This window comes from Acidovorax sp. sif1233 (assembly GCF_019218755.1).
In the GTDB taxonomy this organism is placed as follows: domain Bacteria; phylum Pseudomonadota; class Gammaproteobacteria; order Burkholderiales; family Burkholderiaceae_C; genus Acidovorax.
The window spans coordinates 53,681-74,536 of record NZ_JAHUWZ010000009.1 but is presented as its reverse complement, the minus strand read 5'-3'; the positions used below and the strand labels follow the sequence as shown (position 1 = coordinate 74,536).

The window sequence follows — 20,856 nt, the reverse complement described above, 5'->3', positions numbered from 1 at the left end:
CACGGAAATCACACCGAATTCACACCGATCTGGAACTTCCCACAATGCGCAATTCAGGCTTGGGCTTCTGGTAGTCCTCCCGAATGAATCGCCCGTAGGTTCGAAAAACCATCTCCACGTCTTCATGCCCGAGCTGGGCGGCAACATACCAGGGGTTTTGCCCGGCCGTCAGAAGCGTGGAGGCGTAGGTGTGTCGGACCTGGTAGGGGTTGCGGTACTCCACGCCGGATCGGGTGCACACCGGCAGCCAGAATGTCTTTCGCACCTGGGCGTCGGTGGACCAGGGTTTCCCGTCCCTGGGGTTCAACCAGATGCGCTGGCCTTTGGCTTCGGAGAGCGGGCGCTGGGCTTTCAGGGCAGCAATCGCGCTGGCGTCCAGGTCCACATCGCGGATGCCTGCGGCGGTCTTGGGCGCCTTGATGACGCCGGCCACCTGGTTCTGCTCGATGCGGGCAATGCACCGGTCCCAGTCGATGTGCCGCCATTCCAGCGCTTGCAGCTCTCCGGGGCGCAGGCCTGTTCCAAACCAGAACTGCAGCATTGGTCGTTCGTCCGGGCGGCACGCCTCCAGCAATGCCGCCCGCTCCGTGGATGTGAACGGGCTGACCACGTAGTCGCTGGCCTTGGCTGTCTGGCGGATGAGCTTCGTCAGGGCCACGCGGTCGAACGGGTTGAAGTCGATCAGCTCATCGTTCAGCGCGTCCTCGAAAACGCTGCGCAGGGGGGTGAGGGTGTTCCGGATAGCCTTGCTGGTGCATTCCATTTCTGCCACCCACTCGCGCAGCATGCTCGGCGTGACATCTCGCACCTGCAGGCCATGCCACCGGCGCATGCGTTCCCCGGTGAGGGCCTTTTTGTAGCCACTGTAGGTGGAGGGGGAGAGCTGGCTGTTGGCGACCTGGCGCTCGTAGGTTTCGAGCTGCTTTCTCAGCAGTCGCTCCATGAGTGTGCTGTCCCTCTTGGGGGCCGCGGCGCGTGGACTGTCGGGGAAGTAGTCGGCATAGACGAATACCCCTTCATCGATCTTGCGCCTGATCTCTTCGCGCAATGACGCTGCGCGCTGGATGCTCGACTTGTTGATGGGGCAGGGTGGGAGCAGCTCGCGGCACTGCACTCCATCAAGCGTGAATGCGATCTGCAGGCGGTCGCCGGCCACGAATGGCCGAATTTTTACGCCCGGCGGGGTTGGGGGAGTTGGTCGTTTATCCACTGGTCGGCTGCTTTGATGTTGACGTAAAGGCGCCTGGCGACAACAGCAACCTGTTGCCCCTCTTTCCAGACCCCGCTCTTCTTGCGCTGCTTCACCGTTTCACGGGTGACACCCGTCAGGTCCTGGTACTTGGAGGCCAGAATCCATTCGGGTTGGGGTGGGACTGTGCTGCCACCCTGCGCGGGTTCTGTAACAAAATGTGTGTCGTTGTTTGCCTGCTTTTGGGTGCTGGTCATGGCTTCTTTCCTCCCCGGCGCTTGCGCAGCCAGGTGAAGTGCGGCGGATCTCCCGCCTGTTGATAGGTGGCCCACAGCTCGGCGCCGTCGGGGCAGCGCTCGAGGCCGCCCGGGTTGAGCCCGGCGGCGCGGCACTGTGGGCATGTGGTGTGGTGGAGCTGGTAGGCCTTGTCGGCGGCGTGCCAGTCGGGCGGGGCGGTCATGGGGCTGGGAACCCGTCCCAGGCTCGGCCGTCCAGCAGGCGGCCAGCGGCCTTCTTGCCTACACGGGCAATTTGCTGACCGTCCTCGAAGCCGTGCCACTGCGGGTGGTCGGTGAACGGCGCCGAGCCCTCCAGCACCAGCGTGCGCCCGGTGATACTGCGGCCCTCCTTGGCAGGGAGCCATTCCCCCCACTGCTTGAACAGGAACGGCACGCCAGCAGCCTCGCACTGATCGCGCAGGCTGCGGGCCCAGTCGGGGTGCATCGGCCGCGCGCCGGGGCCGCTCTCGCCGCCCACGATCACCCAGTCCAAAGCGGGAACGTCGTCGGCCGGAGCGCCCTCATCGTCCACGCAGTCGGTTGTGCCCTTGAGTGGGTAGATTTCCGCATCGCCGCCCCAGACATCGATGTGCGTCAGGTCCACCGGCCCCAGCAGCGGCTCCACGCTCAGGAACCGCACGCGGGCGGGCACCTGCAGCAGCTTGGGGATGTCGCGCTCGGCCTCTTCCTGGTTGACCACCGTAGCGCCGATCCATACGTTGGGCCACGGCCAGGCTGCAAAGGGCACCGAGTAGCCGATGTCCATGTTGTCCAGCGCGGCCTGGATCATCGCAGCGGCGTTGCCTATGCGCTTGGTCAGCAGCAGCCAGTCCAGATTGGGCGTGGCCCGGATCAGCTCGAACAGATCCTCGCGCCACTGCGGGTCCACCGCGTTGTCGAACACATCGGCCAGCGACGCGCAGAACACGCGCTGGCGGCGGCCGTGCTGGGCCATGAACGCTTCTGCCTGGGCGTTCCAGCGCAGCGGCATCTTCCAGTTGGCCGCCTTGGTGCGCACGCGCTCCTTGCCCGGTCCCCAGGCAGCCACGCCCATGCGCTTGTCCATGAGGTTTTCGGCATAGCAGTGATCGCACCCTGGGCCTACCTTGGTGCAGCCAATCCAGGGGTTAAAAGTGTGGTCTGTCCATTCGATCTTGGTGTTCTCGGCCATAGGGCCTCCTGGTAGCGGTGAAATTGATTCAAGCGCTTGACTGATAAGCGTCGGTAGCTATGAATTAGGTAGCTGTGACGTGACATTGGAAGTCGGCATACTCCAAGCTGAAAGGAACGCCATGCGACACATGACAAGGACCGTTGAGCTTGATAGTGGTCACGAGATTTCTGTGACGCTGCGTTGCAATGGGTACTGGTTGATTCAGTCCATCGATCTGGAAACTGTCCCTGGCCGCGAGATAGAAGACCCACCGGGCGGCCCGTACCTAACGCAAGCTGAAGCACTATCTGCTGCGAAATTCATAGCATTAAGAGCGCTGATCAGGTAGCGTTACGCGGCCTTGCGCATCGTGCTGTTGGCCGCTTCCGGATAGTTCGCGGCCACGATCAGCCGCATGGGCAGCGGGCTGACGCTGTTGCCCGCCATGCGGACCTGGGCGGTCTTCGTGAGGGCCTTCCCGCTGGAGGTGCGGTCGATCACGTAGTCGGGTGGGAAGTCCTGTGCGTTGTAGAGCTCGCGCGGCACCAGCATGCGCAGCGTGATGTCCACGATCACCCAGGGCTCGCCCCGGTACCACACGGTCACCAGCGCCAGACGGTCGTGCGTCGTGATGGTGGTCATGGGGTCGCGCAGGTCGGCCCACTGGCCGCCGCTGGCGTGGTAGCGCATGAGGAACGCGGCGCAGCGCAGGGCGCCGGCCTCGTCTTCCTTGCTCAGCTCGTACTGCACCAGGGCGTGGTGCTCGCCGCGGGCGGAGACGACGGGCACCGGATCCCGCGCATCGCGGCCGACGCTGTGCTTGCGCAGCGTTGTGAGGTGGGCCACGGCGAGCTGCTGCTGGCTGCCGCTGGTGGTGACGGTGGACACCCCGTCGCGCAGGTCGCGGGCGTGCACGGTGTTGTGGCCGCCGTTGGCCTGCACCATGAAGGCGGTGGCCAAGCTCTGGCCGCCTCCGCTCGCGGTGACGGTGCCCACGGGCCCGGTGACATCGTTCACGCCGTAGCTGCGGCGCTTGCTGTCGCCCTGGCCCTCGCCGTGGCCGGCCTGCACCAGATAGGCTGAGGAGGTGGCGAATTTCTGGCCGCCCGCGGTGATGGTGCCCAGCGGCCCCAGGGTATCGAGAACGCGCGGGGCCTGGCCCTTGCGTTCGCCATATCCCATCTGGATCAACGTGCGGGCCGCGCCCTCGACGATGAACGGATCTGGACTCTCCAGCACGAACTTCTTCATGCCGTAGGCGATACGGCGCATGGTGGCCTCGGCCAGCTCTTTCTTGCGGCCGAAGATGCTGGTGCCGGGGATGCTCCAGTCGATGCACTCGGCGGCCTGTCGGTAGGCCTTGAGCTTGCCCGTGGGCTTCTTGGCGTGGGTCTGCTCGGGCCACACGATGGGCAGGCCATCGCATCGCGCGATCATGTAGAGCCGCGTGCGCGTGCTGCGGCAGCCCACCTTGGCGTTGCAGATCACGCGCCACTCGACCTTGTAGCCCATGGCGCGCAGGCCGGCCACAAAGTGCTCCCAGTTCTTGCCCTTGCGCCTGGGGTCGGGCACCAGGAACTGGTTGTTGCGGGGCACCACCTCGCCGGGGGCGGCCACCCTGTACATGGTCTTGCCCGCCGCGTCCTTCGTCTTGTCCAGCGTGATGACCCGGCCGGTGACGGGGCAGCGCTTGGCAATCAGCGGGGACCACTGCAGCATCTGCTCGACGTTTTCCAGCGTGATGACATCGGGGCGGGTCTTGCCTGCCCAGCGGTGCACCATCCAGGCCAGAGAGCGGATCTCCTGCGAGCGCGGCTGGCCGCCCAGCGCCTGGCTGTGGTGCGTGCAGTCTGGGGATGCATGCAGCAGACCCACCAGCTCGCCGCGTGTGACCGCCAGGGGATCAACCTTGCGGATGTCTTCGCGATAGTGCCGGGTCTGGGGGTGATTGACCTCGTGCATGCCGATTGCGTCGGCATCGTGGTTGATCGCGACATCGACGTGGCGGCCAAGGGCCTGCTCGATGCCTGTGGACGCGCCGCCGCCGCCGGCGAAGAGGTCGATGACCAGTTTGGCGGACAGGGCCAGGATGAACTGAGGGGTGAGCATCGGATGTTCAGACGTAAAAAAACCCGCGGAGCGGGCAGTGTTGAAGGGTTGGACGCTGCCTATAGAACCAGTCCAGGCTGGCGCAGGCGCTCGAGCTGCAGAGGCTCGTTCGCGGTGTTGATGTCGATGCCGATGAACTGCCGGCCGAGCTGCTGAGCGACCTGCCCGGTGGTGCCGCTGCCGAAGAATGGGTCCAGCACGATGCCGCCGGCAGGTGCGCCGGCCAGGATGCAGGGTTCGATCAGGGCGGGCGGGAAGGTGGCGAAGTGCGCGCCCTTGTAGCCGCGAGTGGAGACCGTCCAGACTGAGCGCTTGTTGCGCCGGCCGCTGTAGTCGATGTCTTCGCGATTTGCACGGGCCTGGGGCTTCTGGCCGTGCTCTCCATCGGAATACTTGGTTTCGCGGGCGAAGCTGTTGCGCCGACTGCCACCAACGGCCTTCATCGCGCCGTTGGTCTTGCCGGGCACGCGGTTACTGCCGGCCTGTTCTTCGCAGCCGGCCTGCGCCAGTCGCGCAATGCTGGAGGCCTCCAACTCTTCGGAGATCGCGCCCTGGTCGAAGTAGTAGCTCTCCGACTTGGCCAGCAGGAACAGGTACTCGTGCGCCTTCGTGCAGCGGTCCTTGATGGACTCCGGCATGGGGTTGGGCTTGTGCCAGACGATGTCCTGGCGCAGCCACCAGCCGGCATCCTGCAGCGCGAAGGCGAGGCGCCACGGCTGGCCGCACAGGTCCTTTGGCTTGAGCCCGGAGGTGACCTTCTGGCGGCCTATGCCAGAGTCTCCGTGGAGGGCCTTGACGTGTTTGCCGCCACTGGAGCCTCCCCACTTGCCATCGTTGGCGTAGCTGTCACCCATGTTCAGCCAAAGCGTGCCGTCGTCGGCAAGTACCTCGCGGGCCAGGCCGAACACCTCCACCATGTTGGCCAGGAACTCAGCCAGCGTCGGCTCGGCGCCTATCTCCAGCGCCTTGTCGGCGTGCTCGGCTGGCAGGTAGCTGCGCAGGCCCCAGTAAGGCGGGCTTGTGACGATGGTCTGAACCTTCACGCCGTCGGCGATCATCTGGCGCAGCACTGCGCGCACGTCGCCGAAATGGCAGTGGTTAAGCCATGGGTGGTGTTTTGAGTCGTGCATGTTGTGCATGAAAAAGCCCCGCTCGTGGGCGGGGCTCGGGTGGGTCGAAATCAGGACTGGCGCTCGGCGGTCCCTGCGCGGGCGGCTACGTCTGGATGCCATGGTCAAAGTGCCCGGTTTCGCACGTCGATGGGCGGCTCGACCTTCGCCTTTGCGGTCTTGATGCGGCCTTTCAGCCGGGCCTCTTCTTTCTTCAAGGCCTCCACCCGGTCGATGTGCTCAGCCAGGCTTGCGCGCACCTGGCGGTGGCGCTCCCAGGCGTCCTGCAGCCGGTGTACTTCGGTCTGCAGGAAGTTGAACGGGTCGAACACCTTGTCGCAGGCTGTGCACTTGACGGTGCGGCGGTGCTCATCGAGCGTGATCTTCTCGTGGGCGCAGAAGCCGAATGGGCGGCGCTCCACGGAAAGGGTTTGCTCAGGCACCTCGGCGCCAGGGAACTGGCGGATGTTGTCAGCCATGGATGGCCCCTTGAATGCCATGGGCCGCCTCGATGGGGCGACGCGCCGGAAGTAGGATGTTTCCCTCGTAGACGCACCCGACGAAGATGCCCGATGGGTCGGTGCGCCAAGTCACGCCGTCCTCGCGCAGGAATTCGTCGCTCGCCTGAATCCTGTCCTGCCCGCGCACCAGCAGCCGGTAGTGCACTACCGGCTCTTGCGTGGTGGTTGGCGCACGGCGGTTCCAGGCGGCAATTGCGGATTCTTGGTCCCGGCCTGCGCGGGCGATCATGCGCGAGGGCTGACCCGCATCCGGCGAGCACCAGTGACGAACTTCCACGGAAACGGGTTCGCCGTGGCCGCGCCCGTTCCAGGTTCCCTGGTTGACGTGAATGCGAGTTTCGCCAGCGCCACAAAACGGGCATGGTTGTAGCGTTCCTGTTCGCACCATGCGTATTGTGAATTCAGATGTCATGATTGGTCCTTTTGCTGGGCGGCGGCCTTCATCGACTCAATCGCCTGCAGCGCCATCCAGGCCTGCCCGGCAGCCTGCTCCAGAATGGTGTACGCCACGCGCTTGCAATCGCGTTTTGCGTGGCGCAGCGGGTCTTCCAGCTGCGGGTCGATGCGATTGATCTCTGTCACCAGTTCGGCGAGGTTGGTCATCAGGTCGGCCATCAGGCACCTCCCCGCTGGGCGGCCAGGGCGGCGCGGTCGATACGTTCCAGCTCGGCCAGGATGAGCGCACCGGCTTTGATAAGATTGCGGCGTGGGTCGCTCGGCTTCCACCACGATGGCGCCCACGATTTCGGCCAGAGCGAAACAGGCACCTCGCCGCGCCTGCTTGGCACGGATACTATGGCGTAGCAGGCGGCAGCAGCAGCTAATGAGCCGTCAGAGTGTTTGTCGTCATGCGCTCGTGTCCAGCCTTCCGCGCTAACTTGGCGGCGCCGTTCGGAAAGCACGTCGCGTGCGGCGGGCCACAGCTCCGCATCTGCCGTTGCTGGTTGGGGTGCGGCGAGTTGTTCAAACACTGCCAAAGCAGCCGCTGCATCGTCAGCAATGCTCTCTCTTGGGTAGCCATCGTCAAAGAAGTACGGGTTGTTTGGCTTCTTGTTGGCCAAATGCTGCAGGTAGCGCTTTGTCTTCTCGATGGGGCTAGCCGTCGATGTGTCAGAGAATTTCACGGCCTCGCTCGGCGTCCCAGGTGCTGGTGCTACCGGTGCTGCGGCACGGGCTGCTCGGTCGGCGTCGATGGCTACCTTTGCGTAGTCATGGACCCATTTCACAATGTCATCCGTGTTGGGGTTGTAGTGCAGGAAGGAACGATCTTCTGCAGTGATCTTTGGCAGGTCGCGCTCCCCCTCCAGCCCCGGCTGGGCTGGCGCTGCCGGTGCTGCAGCACGGGCTGCGCGGGCGATCCATCCGAGCCAGCTTGCTTCTACGTGGGAATGCTTGAACATCGGTCGCCCCCAGGCGTCAGGCACCTCGTCAAGTTCAAGGTGACGGTGCGCATCCTTGAACATTGCGCGTTCCGCCTCGCGCTCCCCATCCTGCGCAGGGGCGGCCATGTTCGATTCCTGCTGCGAGGGGGCGGGTGCTTGCCCATGGGATGCGCGACCGGCATCGAATGTCTCGCGTAACGACGGGTAGAACCCGTGCGCGTTGAAGTAGTCCGCTACGTAGGTTGCCCCGGCCGTGTTCGATTCCACCCCAGGGGCGGGCCGGGGTGCTGGCTGCGCGGGGGATGCTGCGAGCATGTCACTGATCGCGGTCACAAGGGGGCGGACGACCGCCATGCTGTCGCCCTTTGGGTCGTACCAGCCCAGCAGCGCGTCGTACACTGCCTGCGGCACTGGCACATACCCGGCAGGCACCGCCCGCTCTGCTGCCCCTTGCGCCGAGAGGGCGGCTACCTGGGCGCGGAGAAGCGCAATCGCAACCGTGGCGGTTCCAGGCTCAATTGTCATCATCAACGCGGCTTGGATTCTGTCCAGCGCGTCGGCATCAAGCGCATCGGGTTGGGCGGACTCAACTGCCGCTCGCATGGTGGTCATCAAAATTCCCTCCAATTTGGGCGAAAAGCCGACCCTGGAACCGACAAGCCATAGGCAAGGCTGTCGCTGAAGTCTGGGGAGCGTGGCGTGGCCCCGGGCCCCGATTCGTACTCGGCGGCCAGGATGTCCATGGCGCGCTGTGCAGTCTCCCGGGTGTCTTCGAGCTTGCGGATGGATGCCTCGGAGCTGGCAATGGCGGCGTCCAGCAGTTCCTTGAACACATTGCGTTCAGTCTTCGCAGTCACGCGGTTGCGCTGCGCGCCTAGCCTCACGATGGCCCGACTCAGGGCTCGCATCTTCACAGCGACCTCCGCGATGCCGGTGTTCAGTGCGGCCCGCACGCCTTTTACGGGATCAATCGCATCCTGCTCAATGGCTTCGGCGAAGAGCTTGAGGATCAGCGTTCGCGCCTTGTCTTCCGCGGCTTGGCGGGTGTCGTCCTCGCCAGCGTCGTAACGGGCGCGGCGTTCCGGGTCGGTGAGCACGTCTTTGGCCATGTTCAAGGCCTGCATGCGTTCCTTGGATCCGCCCCTGTCGGGGTGTGCGTGCGACGCCGCGCGGCGGTAGGCGCGGACGATTTCCGCGTGATTGGCGTCCCTGGCCACGCCCAGGGTGGCGTAGTGGTCTGGCGGGCTCATGGCAACAGGACCGTGGCCAAGCGCTCGAAAGCGGGCGTGGGCTTCTCGCCCAGCTGCTTCATGATGCGGGACAGCTCGCGAACGATGATGGCATTGGGGTCGGTGGGATCAGACCAGTGCTCAGGCTCCTTGGTGCCGGTGACTTCCAGGGCCAGCTTCACATTCGACTCGGAGACGGCCGTCTGGATGTGCTGGGCCGCCTGCAAGGCGAGCGCTTCCAGGCTGGGGAAGTTGGAGAGCTTCTGGCTCTTGAGCCATTCGCACACACGGTAGAAGGCGACAGGGGGCAGTTGCTCGTTCGTCGTAGCCTGGGAGGTCGCTGCAGGTGCCTTGGGCATGGTCAGGGTCGCTTTCTTGATGGCGGTGGTTGGTGGCGCTGCAGGCCTTTCCGGCAGCTTGTTTTCCCGGGCGAACCGCTTCATGGCACCCAGTTCGTTCATGTCGCCGCGCGGGTCGATGCGATTGCCAAGGCTGACGGCGAAGGTGCGCTCGGCGCCGTTCTCCGCGACGCACAAGAGGCAGCCCCGGTTGCTCTTGCGCTCGTAGCGCTGGGGGGACAGGCCGGCTTGCTCGGCCATGGTGTAGATGTCTTTTTGTCTTCGCTCCATGGGTGCTCCAGGTCATCGGGACAGGGCTGCACGCGGGGTCATGCCAACACGTCGCGCGATCCGGTGGGGTTCACCTTGGCGGTGGCCACTGCCTGCGTCTGGAGCGCCTGGGCCGTCTCGGCCTCGCCACCCAGCGCCTCAATCAGGCCCGGGATCAGCTTGACCAGCTCGCCTGTGGCAATGGCCACGTCGGCGTCGAAGCCGCTGTCGTCGGTCTTTGTGCCCTCGAAAACCGTGTCCAGGAAGGCCAACTTCATGACCTGCAGGCCTTCCGTCAGGAGGAACGACACGCGGTCGTCCCAGGTGAGCGCGAGCTTGGTGGGCAGTTTGCCGGCGTCGATGTGGGCTTGCACCTCTTCGATGTCCAGCGGGTGGCGGGCATAGCGCACCACGGCCTTTTCCTCGGTGGCGCTCTTGAGCTCGCATTCGCGGTCCACGGTGAAGCCCGCCGGCGGCTCCTGCTCCTTGAGCCAGTGGGACATGGCCGCTTGCGGGCTGGTCTGGGTATTGATGAGCGACACCGACAGGCCAGGCAGCGATTCGACCAGCAGCGTGACGACTTCGTCCGCGCGGGCCTGGCTGCCCGTGTCCAGCACCAGCAACCGGGCACTGGGGTCGATCCACACCCACATGGTGGATTGCTTTGTGAAGGCCATGGGGAGCAGGTCCAGCTTCGCCTCGTCCTTCAGCTCCCTGGACTCCTTGCGGCCCGGCTTGCGTCCGGTTTCCTTCTCGATGCGGTCAGCCTTCTCCTTGACCTTGCGGGCCAGCACGCTGGCGGGGATGGTCTTGCCCTCGGTCATGAAGCGGGCGATCCACTGACCGCCGATGCTCTCCAGCATGGCGCCGTGGGCCTCGCCGCGGGGAGGCACCCAGCCCAGGGACTTTTCCTGCGTGGCGCCGCACTCGATGAAGGGCGCCTTGGCCAGGGCGTCCCCGACGGTCTGCACGTCGGACTCCCAGCCCGGAGCGATGCGGTAGATGATGAGGTTGTGAAACATAGACGTGGGGGGGGTAGGCCCCGCTCGCGGCGGGGCGGTTGCGGGAACGGTCAACGCCTACAGGGCGCCGCCCTCGGTGTCGTCGGCTGGCAGGCGCTCAACTTCAGGAGCCGCGGGGAGCTTCGTGAAGGGCAAGGCCTTGATGCGCTGGGCGAAGAAAGCGCCCTTGGACTTGGCCGCCATGAACTCGGCGTGCACGTCCGCGCCCACACCGGGGTAGTGGTAAATGGCGCCGCCGCGCTGGAACTGCACGGCCAGCACTCCGTTGGCCACGTCGTACCCGATGGCCCGGAGCTGAGCGCTTTTGACCGGAGCCATGGGAATGGCCGGTTGCTTCTTGGCTGCGGCGCTCATCACGATTTCTTTGCCAGAGTGGTGAAGGTGTGGAGCGCGGAGAGGATGGTGTTCTCCACGAAGCGGATACCGCTGAGCTTGGCGCCGGCGGCCGGAAAACTGTTGACCGCCTTATCGCCCAGCTTGCGCACGTTGGTGATGAACGCGGCCGCGAGCAGACGGGTGTTACCCTCCAGACTGTCGGGGTCGAAACCCGGGGTGCTGATACCCACCAACTCGGCGATGTCCGGCGAAATCTCGATGGCGCCGTTGACGCGCGCGCCCTGGGCTTCCTCGGCTTTGGTCGTGTCCTCGCCCGCTCCAGTTGCGGCGCGCTGGGTGTCGGCAGCTGCGGGGTGGCAAACGTCGCAGCTGAGATCGCTGCATTTTTTGCCCGCGAGCAGATCTTCCTGGCCAGGAGACAACTGGCCGAGGCGGATAGTCGGGCCGCGTTTTGCGGTCATCAACTCGGCCAGCAGAATGGCGGCGAGCAGGGAGCCGATGGGCGGGGCAGAACGGTTTGCATTCATAGAAATCCTTGTGAATAGGCAAAAAAAAGCCCGCACGGGGCGGGATTCGGATGGGGGAAACGGTGGAGGCTCAGTGCTGTTTTTGCGCCATGACGGCGTCGTAACCCATCAGCAGTGGCGCGAACGATTCTTGAAGCGTGCTCGGGTCTTCCAGGTTGGCGCCGATGTTGGCCAGGGCGCAGCCCATCGCATAGAGCCCGCCGAAGACGGCCAGCATGTGGCCGTGATCTCGGCTGTACTCGTTGAGCAGGTCGATGATGGGTTTGCCCAGATTGACCGTAGCGTGCGTGCACTGCTCGTCGGTGATTTCGGTAACGACCTTGTGTGTGCCGGGCGGCGGGGATTCGCTCATGAGGCGGTGCTCCTAGAAGTTGATGGAGTGGAGGTGCTTGACCATCGCGTCGCGGATGGCCGGGAGGTCGCAGGCGCGGTAGAGCTTGCTGGTGCCCCCCGCGGACACATGCTTGAAGCCAAGGGTTTCCAGGCCGGCGGCGTCGATGCTCAGCGGGGCAATGCGCTCCTTGAGCTGGGACAGCGACACCCTCGTGCCGTCATCCCGGGCAGAGGCCTCAGTGGGCGTGGCGGCAGAGGGGGTTGCAGCGGCGCGGCTCCACCCACCGCGTGCATAGGCCTTTTCCGAGCTGGCTGGCGGTGCGGGGGCCGCGATAGGGGCATGCGCCGGTGCGGGAGCCTCCTGCAGCGCTTCCATGGCGCCCCAGTCGTCCACCTCAAAAGGTGCATCGGCTGCGCTATCTGCTATGAATCCAATAGCTTTTGGTGCTTGCTGGGTAAGCGCGGGCTCCGGTTCTGCAGATGAAGCTGGCGGCGGCGCGGCGTTGGCCTTTAACGCAGCGAGTTCGGCGCGCAGGTTCTCGTTCTCGATGCGCTGCTGTTCGCGCTGCACCAGGTTGCGCAGGCCGGCCACGGTGTTGTCGCGCTCGGCCTGGGCCTGCTGCGCGAACTCTTCCCACTCCTGGCCGAAGGTCATCTCCAGAAGCTTCTCGATGGCGCCGTTGATGATCTCCAGCGGCTGGCCTTCGGCCTGAGCCACATAAGCGCGCAGCTGCTCGATGTTCGTCCGGTGGGCATCTACCCGCTCCGCCTCCTTGCGCTCGCGGTCGGCCTTCTCGTCGAGCTTGCGCTTCTCCTCGACCTTGATCTGCGCGTCGATGGATTCTTCCACCGGCTTCACGATGGCCACCAGGCGCTCCACCTCCGTGCCCATCACCTCCTTCAGCTCGGCGACATCGGCCTTCACCTTCTTCTCGGCGCGGGTGATCGCGAGGCGGCCGTCGTCGCGCAGCTCGGCGCGGGCGGCCTTGGCCTCGTTCATTCCCTTGGTGGTGGTCACGTCGTAGACCACGTTGCGGTACTTGTCGGCCATGGCCTGCAGGCCCGCCTCGGTGTCCTTGAACTGGGCCAACACGGTATCCCGGATGGACAGGGGCTTGGAGAGGATGGCGCCGGGCGCCTGGGGCGCCGCAACGGCGGTGCTCGTGGTTTCGGTCATGGGATGCCTCAGAAAAGGGTGGGAAGTCGCACTTGGTTGCGCTGCTGGGTAGCGGTTGAAACTTCGCGGGCGATCACGTCGATGACGCTGTCGATGCGATGCCCTTCGTCGAATTCGCGGATGAGCTGGCCGTAGTACCAGCGGGCGGCCTCGACCCGCTCGCGGATCAGGGCTTCTTTCTGGAAGTCGCGCTCAATGAGCCAGGTGGTCAGCCGGTGCTCGCGCGGGATGTGGTCCACGACATGCATGTCGAGGGGTTCGCCCCGGCGTAGGTCTTCGGGGGTGTTCACCAGCACGTAGTTCACCTCCCACTCGTCGGCATCCCACAGGGCCATGTAGCCGCGCATCTGCCAGTCGTAGAGAGGTGTCACGCAGTCCACCAGCCAGCCGGGGAAGGTCTTGATTGACCACGGGGCCTTGATGTCGTGCCCGCGGCGCTGGGGCGCGTTGAACAGGTCGCACTCGCCGGTGATGAGGCCATTGGTCCTGCGCTCGGTGTTCTTGGCCAGCGTCAGGCCGCGCACGGTGTTGAGCAGCGCAATGCACTCCTCCTCGACGCGGATGCCCTTCTCAATCTCCTTGCCGCCGATGTCGAACTCCACACCGAAGAGCTCCTCCTTGACCAGCTGGCGCAGGTAGGTGCGCGCGCCGGTGGAGAGGTCGCCTTCGGCCCGTGTCTTGGGGTCGGGCATCAGGTGGCCCAGGCTGGAGCAGCGGAACAGGATGTCGTTCATGCTGCGGCGCTCCGGCCGTCAGGTGGCAGGGTCGCGCCATGCTGCTCGATCGCGTACTTGAAGGCGGAGTAGCCGTCGCGGTCGTTGGCCGCCTTGAAGACCGCGACACCGGCCTTCATCACCCGGGTGAGGTCCGCCCGGGTTTTGGTGGCGCGGGCATCCTGGCACCACTTATCCAGCACGGTGACCTTGCCACGCGCCTCGTCGGCATTGAGATCCTGGTCCGTGGTACCGAAGGGCGGCGCGCCCTTGCCGTCGTCGTCCTCATCCGCCTCGGCCGTGCCCGTGATGGCCTTGAGCGTGTGGCGCTCCAGGTAGGAGGTGGTCGAGATGACGGCCTGGATGCCGTTCTTGCCGCCACTGGGATCCGGCGGGGCCGTGAGGGAAACCTCCTCGGCATGGCCCTGGCGGTGGCGCAGCACGCAGGTGACCGTGATGGCGCCGCCTTCCTGGCGCATCTTCCAGGACCACGAGAAGCCCAGCTCCGAAAGCGGCGGCCCGATGCGGGTTGTCACGTCCGACAGGACGGCGTGCTTGTATTCGGTGTGCCCCACGCGGCTGTCGAACTCCACCAGCCGGCGCTTGGGGATCACGATGTTCCGTGCACGGAACTGGGTCATGCCGTCGTAGAAAGCCTTCTCGGCCTCGCGGCGCTCCCAGCGCTCCTGCACATCCAGCATGCGCTCGAACAGGTCCAGGCTCCCGCCTTGGGCGAGCACGGACATCATGAGGCCGGCGGGGGAGGTGGGCGCCAGCTGGCCGGCCGAAAGCGGAGCCAACGGAAGGGACGCCTTCTCGGAAGCGAGCCCTACAGCGTGCTTCTCGTCGGTGGATGTTGCGGTCATGGAAGTCTCTGTTCAGCGCAAAAAGGGGATGAAGGCGGCTGCGAAGCCGAGAACCGCAGCGAAGGTCAGCAACAGAGCGGCCAATAGACACAGGCTCTGCAGGTGCGTCAGCTCGATATCGTCGGATTCGCAGTCGGTGGGGTTGGGGCAGGGCAGACGGCCCTGCTGGCACGGTCCGGCGCAGTGCTTCATGGCCGCTCCCGGAGGCAGATCAGAACGTCGCCTTCCCACTCGAAGGGCTGGCCCTTGCACACCTCGCTGGCGGCAAAGTCGCGGGAGTGGTGGGCGTCCTGCAGCTCGGCCCGGTCGTTGTAGGTGGTACCCGCCACTGCGGCCATGCCGAAGGCGATCAGGGGGCCCAGGATCCAGACGATCAGGACTTTCATGTGGGCTCTCCCTGCTCGATGGAGTCGGGATCTAGCGTGGCGCCCACCTGCGCAGCCTCCGGATGCACGGCGGGGGTATCTGGCGAAGCATCCCGCAGTGGCGAGCCATGGAGGCCGTTCTGGTGCAGGTACTTCCAGGCCTCGTTCGCGATCTGGAGAACCGGCGAACCGTCCTCGCAATGGCGGCGCGCCGACGACACGATCCGGCGGATGAACATGGCCATGTTCTGCTCGCGCTGCGACATCGGCTCGGGGTCGATGTTGACAAGGCCCAGGCTCCGGAGGTTCGCGAGCACAGCGTCTTCGCCTGCGCGCACCTGGGCGGTGCGGACCTGCTGGATGAGGCTGTTCATCGCAGTGCCCCCATGGAGCGGAAGTTCTGCTGCTGGTCCATCAGCGCGCGGTCCTGGCGGCGCTGGTCTTCGGCGCGCTGGCGGGCTTCGGCCTGGGCCACCGCTTCGCGCTCCGCAGCGGTCCAGGGAAGGTGCGGGCGCAGGAACGCCTGCACCGTCTCGTTGACGTTGTTCATAGGAATCTCCGAGGGGGAAGGAATGCCGGCCAGGGTGCGCGGCCGATGGGGAAGAAAGAACCGCTGCCCTTGCGGGGCGTGCCGGGGGAACTGAGAAGGGAGGGAGGGAGGAGACTCCCCGGCGCGGTCGGAAAAAAGCCCGCGCGTGGCGGGCTGAAATCAGGATTCGGTTTGGCTGAACGGGGCTAGCACAACTGCTGCTCGCACGGAATGCCGTCGTTGTCCCCGTCCATCTTGGTGTTGGGGCAGTTCTTTAGGAAGAAAGTCGCCTCATCACAGGACGACATCTGGGAGCAATGGGTTCTGCCGTCGCACCGGTACTGAGGAGTGCTGGAAACGCTACGTGCAACGTCAACAGTTCGGGGCCTTGGGGATTCGCTCAATGGAGAGGGCGCGCTGATGTCGCTTGGCGGCTTGCTCTGCTCGTGCTTGTGAATGAGGTAGCCCATGAGTGCGACCACCGCAACCATCATCACCATGAAAGCCTTTGCCATACGTCCCTCCGTCGTTGGGACAATGATAAGCAGGGCAGGGCTTCCACCTGCTGCGCACGCGGCCAGGAACCCCCCGACCCGCTCTTGATGGCGCCTGCCCCGCCGATGTGCAGGTTTTGGAGGCGTTCGCGTTGTCACCATCATTGAAGCGCCCTGGGTCGTCACGATTCCCCAGACCCCTAGAGCCAGTGGACACGCTGCAGCGCGCTCCCCACCTCCCTTGCGCACTACGCCTATTCGCCGCGCTTCAATGATGGTCCTCGTCTCTCCGAGGTGTCACACGAAAAAGAATGCACTGTTGCCTGCCCCTACTAACCGCCTAAGCCTGGCCAGGTCGCAGTATTGGGAGCTCATGCTGGCGAATCGTGTATTGCCGCTGCTGGTTGATGGTGGCCGGAGGTGATCCCAGCCTGGCTCCGGTGTCCCGGCTCGCCGTCTACTGTCTATCGCATGGGCACAACCCCAACTCGCGGATTTCCCGAGCGTCACCGCTACGGCGACATTGGCGCATCACCACTGCGCATTCACCATCACACAACCGCCCGGGGAATCGAACCCCACGGTTTCACGTTCCAACCTATCGCGCTCGGCTGGAGGCTACTCAAGGAGCCTTCGGCGGTTGTGTGATGGCCCTCTTGCGAGGGGCGTAAGAAGGCCCGCATGAAGCGGGCCCTTTGTTAAATCCCTTTGGCCTGCATGCGCCATCGGGAAACCTCCATGCGCAGGAGGCTAGTTATCCATCAGCCGTACAGCGCCTTAGGGCAGCAGCCAATGGTTCCGCCGTCGGAGGAAAATACGCAAGCATGCGTGCCCTTGCCGCTGGATGGACGGGTGCGGATCGCACTGGCAACCAGAGCGACAATGCCAGTGCTGTCGGTTTTGTATACCCCCAGCCCCACGTCAGTTGCCGTGTACGTCGCCGTGACGAGGTAGATAACACCTTCCTCCCAGTAAGCGCCAGGGATGTGGTCGTGGTTCTCATTGCCGTTTCCTGTCCAATCCTCCCAGCAGATCCTGTGGTCCGCGTAGAACGTAATGCCACGGGCCTGGCCCGTCCAGGGCACGTTGTCGGGTGCGTTAGTCGGGACCCCATCGCAGAAGAATGCGACGCCGCAGTGGGCCTCCGGCGAACTTCCGAACGTGCCCGGGGCGACGTCGATGAAAACGCCCGAGTAGTTGTCCGTTTTGAGATACGAACCTGCCGGGTTGCCGGGGCCAACAGTCTTGGACACATTGAGAGAGAGCGTCATTTGATTGCCTTTAAGTCAAAGTTGATGAAGGCGCTCGCTGGCACTCTGGTTCGGAGTTCTCGACTCTCGACGGAGAGGGGTTCTCGACCCTCATGGAATTCAGCGTCCCGCAGCGCGGGCACTTGATGTTCAGTTGTTGGAAAAGTCCTTCTGCCAGCTTGCGATTGCAGCTGGCGCATCTCACTTCTTGCATGTGCGGCATAGTCCATAATGCCCCGGCCTGATCAGGTGGCAGGGTCTTGGCCAATGCCGTGAGCACTCACGGCGGAGGCGGGTGCCTGGGGTGTTGACGCACTCCAGGCACTCGCCCTGTCTTATCTTCTCGATCCCAGATGGCTCAGCGCAAAGCCATCTGGGATCGCCCCTCTTGCGAAGGGCATGCCGGCATTCCAACCGGCGTGACCGTTTCTGTTCTTGGGCGTCTACCCCTCACTCCTTTGGCCGTGACCGCGCTTTGGCGGACTGGGCACGGTGGAGACACCGCGCATAGCTTCGGCCCATGCCCGAAGGTGCGATTTGCCGGACGAAGGTCTCGCAGGGGAGACCAGCAACATCGGCAGCTGACTTTTTAAGGAGCCCGGGCGGCCTGGTCGATACCGTGGTGCCCATCGCTCCCAACACGCTGCAGCCCTCAGGCCTGGAACCCCTCGCGTCTCCGGTCGGCGTGGCCCTGTGTGCGTCTGGGCCGGTTCGTTTCGCGTTTGTTGGTACGACGGATGGACTGTAGCAATTGCTACTTATTAAGTCAATAGCAAAAGCTACTCATGTCGGGGTTTTTTCTCTAAACTGCCTCTACGCTCAATCCGGGCGAGCAACAAAAAACCGCCCCTGGGGCGGTTTTGGAAGGAGTGATATGGAGCCGTCGATCAGTAGGCCAGTCAGGGCGCAGACTCAGCTGGAAGCGGAAACAGTGCGTGGCTTCGTGGAGGCGATACAGAGGGATGTGCTGTTCGTGCTGCACCTGCCGGATGGTCAGCAGATTCGCCTCAAGTTGGACGGGCCAGAGGGGATCAGTGGCACCGGCATTAAGTTTGAGAATCGTTTGGCGCCGCTACTGCTGCTGTTGCCCCGGGAAGTACGTGCGTAGCTCATCGTCGCCTGCGAGCATGAAGATGTGTCCATTGTCGATGCCGGGCTTTTCGCACGGGACTGCACCCAAGGCGCCAGCGACGTCCCCCGCCTGAGGGGTAAAGAACAGTTCAACCATGCCGCTTTCGGCATTCTCGCGTTGGAAGAGAGCACGGCCAGAACCGGCCGGCGCTATCAAATACGGAGCCATGAATGCCCTCTGCGTGTTGGCCACATGGGGCGCGGCTTGTGTGAGGTCGCCTACATCCAATCTGTACCAGGTGCTCATTGAAGTCCTTTTCGCCGGTGTTTCCGGCATTCCCTCACATCCACCAGCGTCTTGAATCGGTGGTCCTCGCGCGTGATCCACTGCATGTTGCTGGGCCTGTCCGCCCCGCCTGCGCATAACGGAATCACATGATCGACATGCCAACCCGGGCAGGCTCCGCGCGTGCGGCCCGTGGAGGGGCAGGGGTGTTCGGCACGGAAGGAGCGCACCTGCGCGCGGTCGCGTTCGATGCGAGCGGTGGCGGCCTGCGGCCAGACGCACGCCATGGCGACGAACAGAGCGGCCAGATTGCCGGGAATCAGTATTGCTCGCTGCGCCACACCGTCAGCACCTTCCCAAGCACCTGAAAGTGAGGGTTTTTGGGCGAGAGGTCATAGGACGGGAAATCCGGATTCTTGGAGATGATCCGCAGGTTGAATCCTGGTCCGTCAAACTCGGGCACGCGCTGGATGAGCTTGATGAATCCTTCCTCACCGACGCGGAAGAAGTAGACCCCCTCGTGGTTGACCACGTTCACACCGGTATCCACCAGAAGGGGATCCCCAGGGTTGAACATGGGACGCATGGAAGGGCCAAAGCCGGTCACGATGCAGAGATTCCTGATGCCTGTATGTGAGGGGACGTTCAGGCGCACCCAGTCGTGGCTCACCCGCCAACTCTTGATGATCCCGGGTTGATCGTCCAGCAAGAGCTGACCCTGGGTATCCATGCCCCCACCAGTGGCGTACTCGGTGATAACAAAGTCAGCGGGTTCGGACGGGTCTGACGAAGGAGCGGCGTGAGGCGCGGCGACTGGAACCCGGCCATCGGCTGTCGGTGGATCGAACCACCCGGCGTAGCCCAAGAGCCCGTGGACAACCAGGACCGTTTTCTCCGTAATTGGCCGTTCGCCGCGCAGCATCTGCCCAACGAAAGCTCCGTCGCGATAGCCGAGCTTCCGCCCCGCAGCGGCTTTCCCTCCCTCTCGCTCGACCATAGCGGCCAGCCGCTGAATTCGCCACGTCTGAATTGATTGTTCGTCCATACCGAGAACAGTAGCAGGCGCTACAAGAGCATTGGCTACTTGAATGTAGGTAGCAAATGCTATAGATTCGGGCATCATGAACTTGTCCGAATATTTAGCGAGCCCAGGGGCGCTCACGGTTGGTGAACTGCGCAAGCGCTCTGGCGTGCCCAGCGATGCTCAGATACGCCAATGGCAGCACGGGTATGCGAATCGCAGGCCTGGCCCAACCCATTGCGTAGCCATTGAACGCGCCACTTCCGGCGCGGTAACTCGGCGCGACCTGCGCCCAGACGACTGGCACCTCATCTGGCCTGAACTCGCAACTGCTCCGCCTGCGGCCGATAGCGGCGCAGCTCCTGAAACCGCCATCGCGGCCGGGTGAGCCATGACCGAGCCCATCGTCCCCCGTTCCATCGTCCTGGATCGCGCCCGTCTGGCGCTCGAATCCGGGCAGCCCATCCACCAGTTCCAGGCGTGGCCCATCGGCACGGCCGCAGGTCAGCTCTTCCAGCGTGAGTTGCAGCACCTGCAGGCCTTGCGCGAAGCGCAGCGCCGGGTCGCCGAAGAAGTCCACGCCTGACGCGGCCGCCGCATCCGTTTGCGCACGCGCTGACCACCCATCCACCCATTCCCCTGCGACTCCCGCGACGCGGGGGGCAACCATCCCATGACCCATCCCACCCCCAAACTGACTGCGAAAGAGCAGGCCGCCGCCAACCGGCTGCTGGACCTGCTGCGCGACTTCGACCCCGAGGCCTGCGACCGCATCCTGGCCAAGGTCCAGGACCAGCTTGATGCCGAGGACGCCCCTGTGTTCGCCCGCGGCATCGCTGGACCGCTGGGCAAGCTGGACTACCCGCTCAAAACGAAGGTTGACGAGCACACGCACACGCTGTTCCTGCAGCAGTGCGCGATGCAGCGCACCGATTCGTCCAACCAGATCCGCAATTGCGTGTACGCCCTTGTTCACGGCAAGAGCTACGACCAGATGGTGGTGGAGCGGTTGAGTCATGACGCCAAGCGTACCGACGCGCTTGCGAAGCTCATAGGGCCTTTTGGGGGCCCCGAATACGGGGAGGGCTCATGAGCCTCTGGAAACGCGACAAGCTCTTGACCCAGCCTCCCAGCTTCCGCCGGGTAGGGCACAGCAACATCCATTCCGCCCAGGCTGGCACGCCTGCGCATGAAGCAGGGCGCGCGCACCAGGCGGCCCAGTTCGGCCGCGAAGAGGCGGTGAAGCGCACTGGCGGCCGGCGCGCCGTGGTACGGGGGTAGGGCACTG

33 protein-coding genes are annotated in these 20,856 nt (G+C 64.4%); 4 read left to right on the top strand and 29 right to left on the bottom strand.

All coding sequences use genetic code 11. The features are described from left to right. Nucleotides 1-19: 19 nt before the first annotated feature. The 29 genes from KW843_RS22990 to KW843_RS22850 all read right to left on the bottom strand — a co-directional run bounded on the left by KW843_RS22990 (nucleotide 20) and on the right by KW843_RS22850 (nucleotide 19,592). Entirely contained in the window at nucleotides 20-1,156 is a 1,137-nt protein-coding gene (locus KW843_RS22990; RefSeq protein ID WP_370628534.1) for an Arm DNA-binding domain-containing protein, read from the bottom strand. A gap of 14 nt (nucleotides 1,157-1,170) precedes the next feature. Continuing rightward, entirely contained in the window at nucleotides 1,171-1,446 is a 276-nt protein-coding gene (locus KW843_RS22985) for an excisionase (RefSeq protein WP_255594895.1), read from the bottom strand. After that, on the bottom strand, nucleotides 1,443-1,649 hold the full coding sequence (locus KW843_RS22980; RefSeq protein WP_218297474.1) for a hypothetical protein: 207 nt from the start codon (nucleotides 1,647-1,649) through the stop codon (nucleotides 1,443-1,445). The genes KW843_RS22985 and KW843_RS22980 overlap by 4 nt, the downstream gene beginning before the upstream one ends. Then, the gene (locus KW843_RS22975) at nucleotides 1,646-2,638 is read right to left on the bottom strand and encodes a phage Gp37/Gp68 family protein (protein ID WP_218297473.1); all 993 of its coding nucleotides are present in this window, start codon (nucleotides 2,636-2,638) and stop codon (nucleotides 1,646-1,648) included. Before KW843_RS22975 ends, KW843_RS22980 begins: the two co-directional genes overlap by 4 nt. A gap of 333 nt (nucleotides 2,639-2,971) precedes the next feature. Next, on the bottom strand, nucleotides 2,972-4,729 hold the full coding sequence (locus tag KW843_RS22970; RefSeq protein ID WP_218297472.1) for a DNA cytosine methyltransferase: 1,758 nt from the start codon (nucleotides 4,727-4,729) through the stop codon (nucleotides 2,972-2,974). A 59-nt stretch (nucleotides 4,730-4,788) separates the two neighbouring features. Further along, on the bottom strand, nucleotides 4,789-5,859 hold the full coding sequence (locus tag KW843_RS22965; protein ID WP_218297471.1) for a site-specific DNA-methyltransferase: 1,071 nt from the start codon (nucleotides 5,857-5,859) through the stop codon (nucleotides 4,789-4,791). 104 nt (nucleotides 5,860-5,963) lie between these two features. Next, a complete protein-coding gene (locus tag KW843_RS22960) occupies nucleotides 5,964-6,317 on the bottom strand; it encodes a hypothetical protein (protein ID WP_218297470.1) in 354 nt (117 codons plus the stop codon). Next, complete coding sequence (locus KW843_RS22955; protein ID WP_218297469.1) at nucleotides 6,310-6,771, bottom strand: Lar family restriction alleviation protein; 462 nt, start codon at nucleotides 6,769-6,771, stop codon at nucleotides 6,310-6,312. The genes KW843_RS22960 and KW843_RS22955 overlap by 8 nt, the downstream gene beginning before the upstream one ends. Beyond that, a complete protein-coding gene (locus KW843_RS22950; RefSeq protein ID WP_218297468.1) occupies nucleotides 6,768-6,974 on the bottom strand; it encodes a hypothetical protein in 207 nt (68 codons plus the stop codon). The genes KW843_RS22955 and KW843_RS22950 overlap by 4 nt, the downstream gene beginning before the upstream one ends. Next, nucleotides 6,974-8,353, bottom strand: a complete 1,380-nt coding sequence (locus tag KW843_RS22945) for a hypothetical protein (RefSeq protein ID WP_218297467.1) — start codon at nucleotides 8,351-8,353, stop codon at nucleotides 6,974-6,976. The genes KW843_RS22950 and KW843_RS22945 overlap by 1 nt, the downstream gene beginning before the upstream one ends. After that, on the bottom strand, nucleotides 8,353-8,991 hold the full coding sequence (locus tag KW843_RS22940; RefSeq protein WP_218297466.1) for a DnaJ domain-containing protein: 639 nt from the start codon (nucleotides 8,989-8,991) through the stop codon (nucleotides 8,353-8,355). Before KW843_RS22940 ends, KW843_RS22945 begins: the two co-directional genes overlap by 1 nt. Next, complete coding sequence (locus KW843_RS22935; RefSeq protein WP_218297465.1) at nucleotides 8,988-9,599, bottom strand: hypothetical protein; 612 nt, start codon at nucleotides 9,597-9,599, stop codon at nucleotides 8,988-8,990. The genes KW843_RS22940 and KW843_RS22935 overlap by 4 nt, the downstream gene beginning before the upstream one ends. A 38-nt stretch (nucleotides 9,600-9,637) precedes the next feature. Then, nucleotides 9,638-10,600: a recombination-associated protein RdgC gene (locus KW843_RS22930; RefSeq protein WP_218297464.1), complete on the bottom strand. Its 963-nt coding sequence runs from the start codon at nucleotides 10,598-10,600 to the stop codon at nucleotides 9,638-9,640. 57 nt (nucleotides 10,601-10,657) lie between these two features. Further along, complete coding sequence (locus KW843_RS22925) at nucleotides 10,658-10,954, bottom strand: KTSC domain-containing protein (RefSeq protein WP_218297463.1); 297 nt, start codon at nucleotides 10,952-10,954, stop codon at nucleotides 10,658-10,660. Next, nucleotides 10,954-11,463 (bottom strand): hypothetical protein, encoded by a 510-nt coding sequence (locus KW843_RS22920; protein WP_218297462.1) that lies wholly within the window; start codon nucleotides 11,461-11,463, stop codon nucleotides 10,954-10,956. The genes KW843_RS22925 and KW843_RS22920 overlap by 1 nt, the downstream gene beginning before the upstream one ends. Nucleotides 11,464-11,533: 70 nt before the next feature. Further along, nucleotides 11,534-11,815: a hypothetical protein gene (locus KW843_RS22915; protein WP_218297461.1), complete on the bottom strand. Its 282-nt coding sequence runs from the start codon at nucleotides 11,813-11,815 to the stop codon at nucleotides 11,534-11,536. A gap of 12 nt (nucleotides 11,816-11,827) precedes the next feature. Then, nucleotides 11,828-12,973: a hypothetical protein gene (locus KW843_RS22910; RefSeq protein ID WP_218297460.1), complete on the bottom strand. Its 1,146-nt coding sequence runs from the start codon at nucleotides 12,971-12,973 to the stop codon at nucleotides 11,828-11,830. An 8-nt stretch (nucleotides 12,974-12,981) separates the two neighbouring features. After that, complete coding sequence (locus KW843_RS22905; RefSeq protein WP_218297459.1) at nucleotides 12,982-13,707, bottom strand: hypothetical protein; 726 nt, start codon at nucleotides 13,705-13,707, stop codon at nucleotides 12,982-12,984. Then, nucleotides 13,704-14,552 carry an ERF family protein gene (locus KW843_RS22900; protein ID WP_218297458.1) on the bottom strand — a complete coding sequence of 283 codons (849 nt, stop codon included), beginning with the start codon at nucleotides 14,550-14,552 and terminating at the stop codon, nucleotides 13,704-13,706. Before KW843_RS22900 ends, KW843_RS22905 begins: the two co-directional genes overlap by 4 nt. A gap of 12 nt (nucleotides 14,553-14,564) precedes the next feature. Continuing rightward, nucleotides 14,565-14,744, bottom strand: a complete 180-nt coding sequence (locus tag KW843_RS22895) for a hypothetical protein (protein WP_218297457.1) — start codon at nucleotides 14,742-14,744, stop codon at nucleotides 14,565-14,567. Beyond that, nucleotides 14,741-14,938: a hypothetical protein gene (locus KW843_RS22890; protein WP_218297456.1), complete on the bottom strand. Its 198-nt coding sequence runs from the start codon at nucleotides 14,936-14,938 to the stop codon at nucleotides 14,741-14,743. The genes KW843_RS22895 and KW843_RS22890 overlap by 4 nt, the downstream gene beginning before the upstream one ends. Continuing rightward, nucleotides 14,935-15,291 (bottom strand): hypothetical protein, encoded by a 357-nt coding sequence (locus tag KW843_RS22885; protein ID WP_218297455.1) that lies wholly within the window; start codon nucleotides 15,289-15,291, stop codon nucleotides 14,935-14,937. Before KW843_RS22885 ends, KW843_RS22890 begins: the two co-directional genes overlap by 4 nt. Next, on the bottom strand, nucleotides 15,288-15,467 hold the full coding sequence (locus KW843_RS22880; protein WP_218297454.1) for a hypothetical protein: 180 nt from the start codon (nucleotides 15,465-15,467) through the stop codon (nucleotides 15,288-15,290). The genes KW843_RS22885 and KW843_RS22880 overlap by 4 nt, the downstream gene beginning before the upstream one ends. Nucleotides 15,468-15,652: 185 nt before the next feature. Next, nucleotides 15,653-15,916, bottom strand: a complete 264-nt coding sequence (locus KW843_RS22875) for an excalibur calcium-binding domain-containing protein (protein WP_255594908.1) — start codon at nucleotides 15,914-15,916, stop codon at nucleotides 15,653-15,655. Between the two features lie 785 nt (nucleotides 15,917-16,701). Next, nucleotides 16,702-17,211 (bottom strand): hypothetical protein, encoded by a 510-nt coding sequence (locus tag KW843_RS22870; RefSeq protein ID WP_218297453.1) that lies wholly within the window; start codon nucleotides 17,209-17,211, stop codon nucleotides 16,702-16,704. Nucleotides 17,212-17,221: 10 nt separating this feature from the next. Next, the gene (locus KW843_RS22865; RefSeq protein ID WP_218297593.1) at nucleotides 17,222-17,404 is read right to left on the bottom strand and encodes a Com family DNA-binding transcriptional regulator; all 183 of its coding nucleotides are present in this window, start codon (nucleotides 17,402-17,404) and stop codon (nucleotides 17,222-17,224) included. Nucleotides 17,405-18,262: 858 nt separating this feature from the next. Continuing rightward, nucleotides 18,263-18,568, bottom strand: coding sequence for a hypothetical protein (locus tag KW843_RS22860; RefSeq protein WP_218297452.1), 306 nt, complete (start codon nucleotides 18,566-18,568; stop codon nucleotides 18,263-18,265). Beyond that, nucleotides 18,565-18,834, bottom strand: a complete 270-nt coding sequence (locus KW843_RS22855; protein WP_218297592.1) for an HNH endonuclease signature motif containing protein — start codon at nucleotides 18,832-18,834, stop codon at nucleotides 18,565-18,567. The genes KW843_RS22860 and KW843_RS22855 overlap by 4 nt, the downstream gene beginning before the upstream one ends. Nucleotides 18,835-18,866: 32 nt before the next feature. Further along, nucleotides 18,867-19,592: a S24 family peptidase gene (locus KW843_RS22850; protein ID WP_255594892.1), complete on the bottom strand. Its 726-nt coding sequence runs from the start codon at nucleotides 19,590-19,592 to the stop codon at nucleotides 18,867-18,869. Nucleotides 19,593-19,668: 76 nt separating this feature from the next. Between KW843_RS22850 and KW843_RS22845 the strand changes: the two genes are divergently transcribed. From KW843_RS22845 to KW843_RS22830, 4 genes are all read left to right on the top strand, one after another. After that, entirely contained in the window at nucleotides 19,669-19,956 is a 288-nt protein-coding gene (locus KW843_RS22845; protein WP_218297451.1) for a YdaS family helix-turn-helix protein, read from the top strand. 3 nt (nucleotides 19,957-19,959) lie between these two features. After that, on the top strand, nucleotides 19,960-20,154 hold the full coding sequence (locus KW843_RS22840; RefSeq protein ID WP_218297450.1) for a hypothetical protein: 195 nt from the start codon (nucleotides 19,960-19,962) through the stop codon (nucleotides 20,152-20,154). A gap of 87 nt (nucleotides 20,155-20,241) precedes the next feature. After that, nucleotides 20,242-20,661, top strand: coding sequence for a hypothetical protein (locus KW843_RS22835; protein WP_255594890.1), 420 nt, complete (start codon nucleotides 20,242-20,244; stop codon nucleotides 20,659-20,661). Next, entirely contained in the window at nucleotides 20,658-20,849 is a 192-nt protein-coding gene (locus KW843_RS22830; RefSeq protein ID WP_218297449.1) for a hypothetical protein, read from the top strand. Before KW843_RS22835 ends, KW843_RS22830 begins: the two co-directional genes overlap by 4 nt. Nucleotides 20,850-20,856 lie beyond the last annotated feature (7 nt).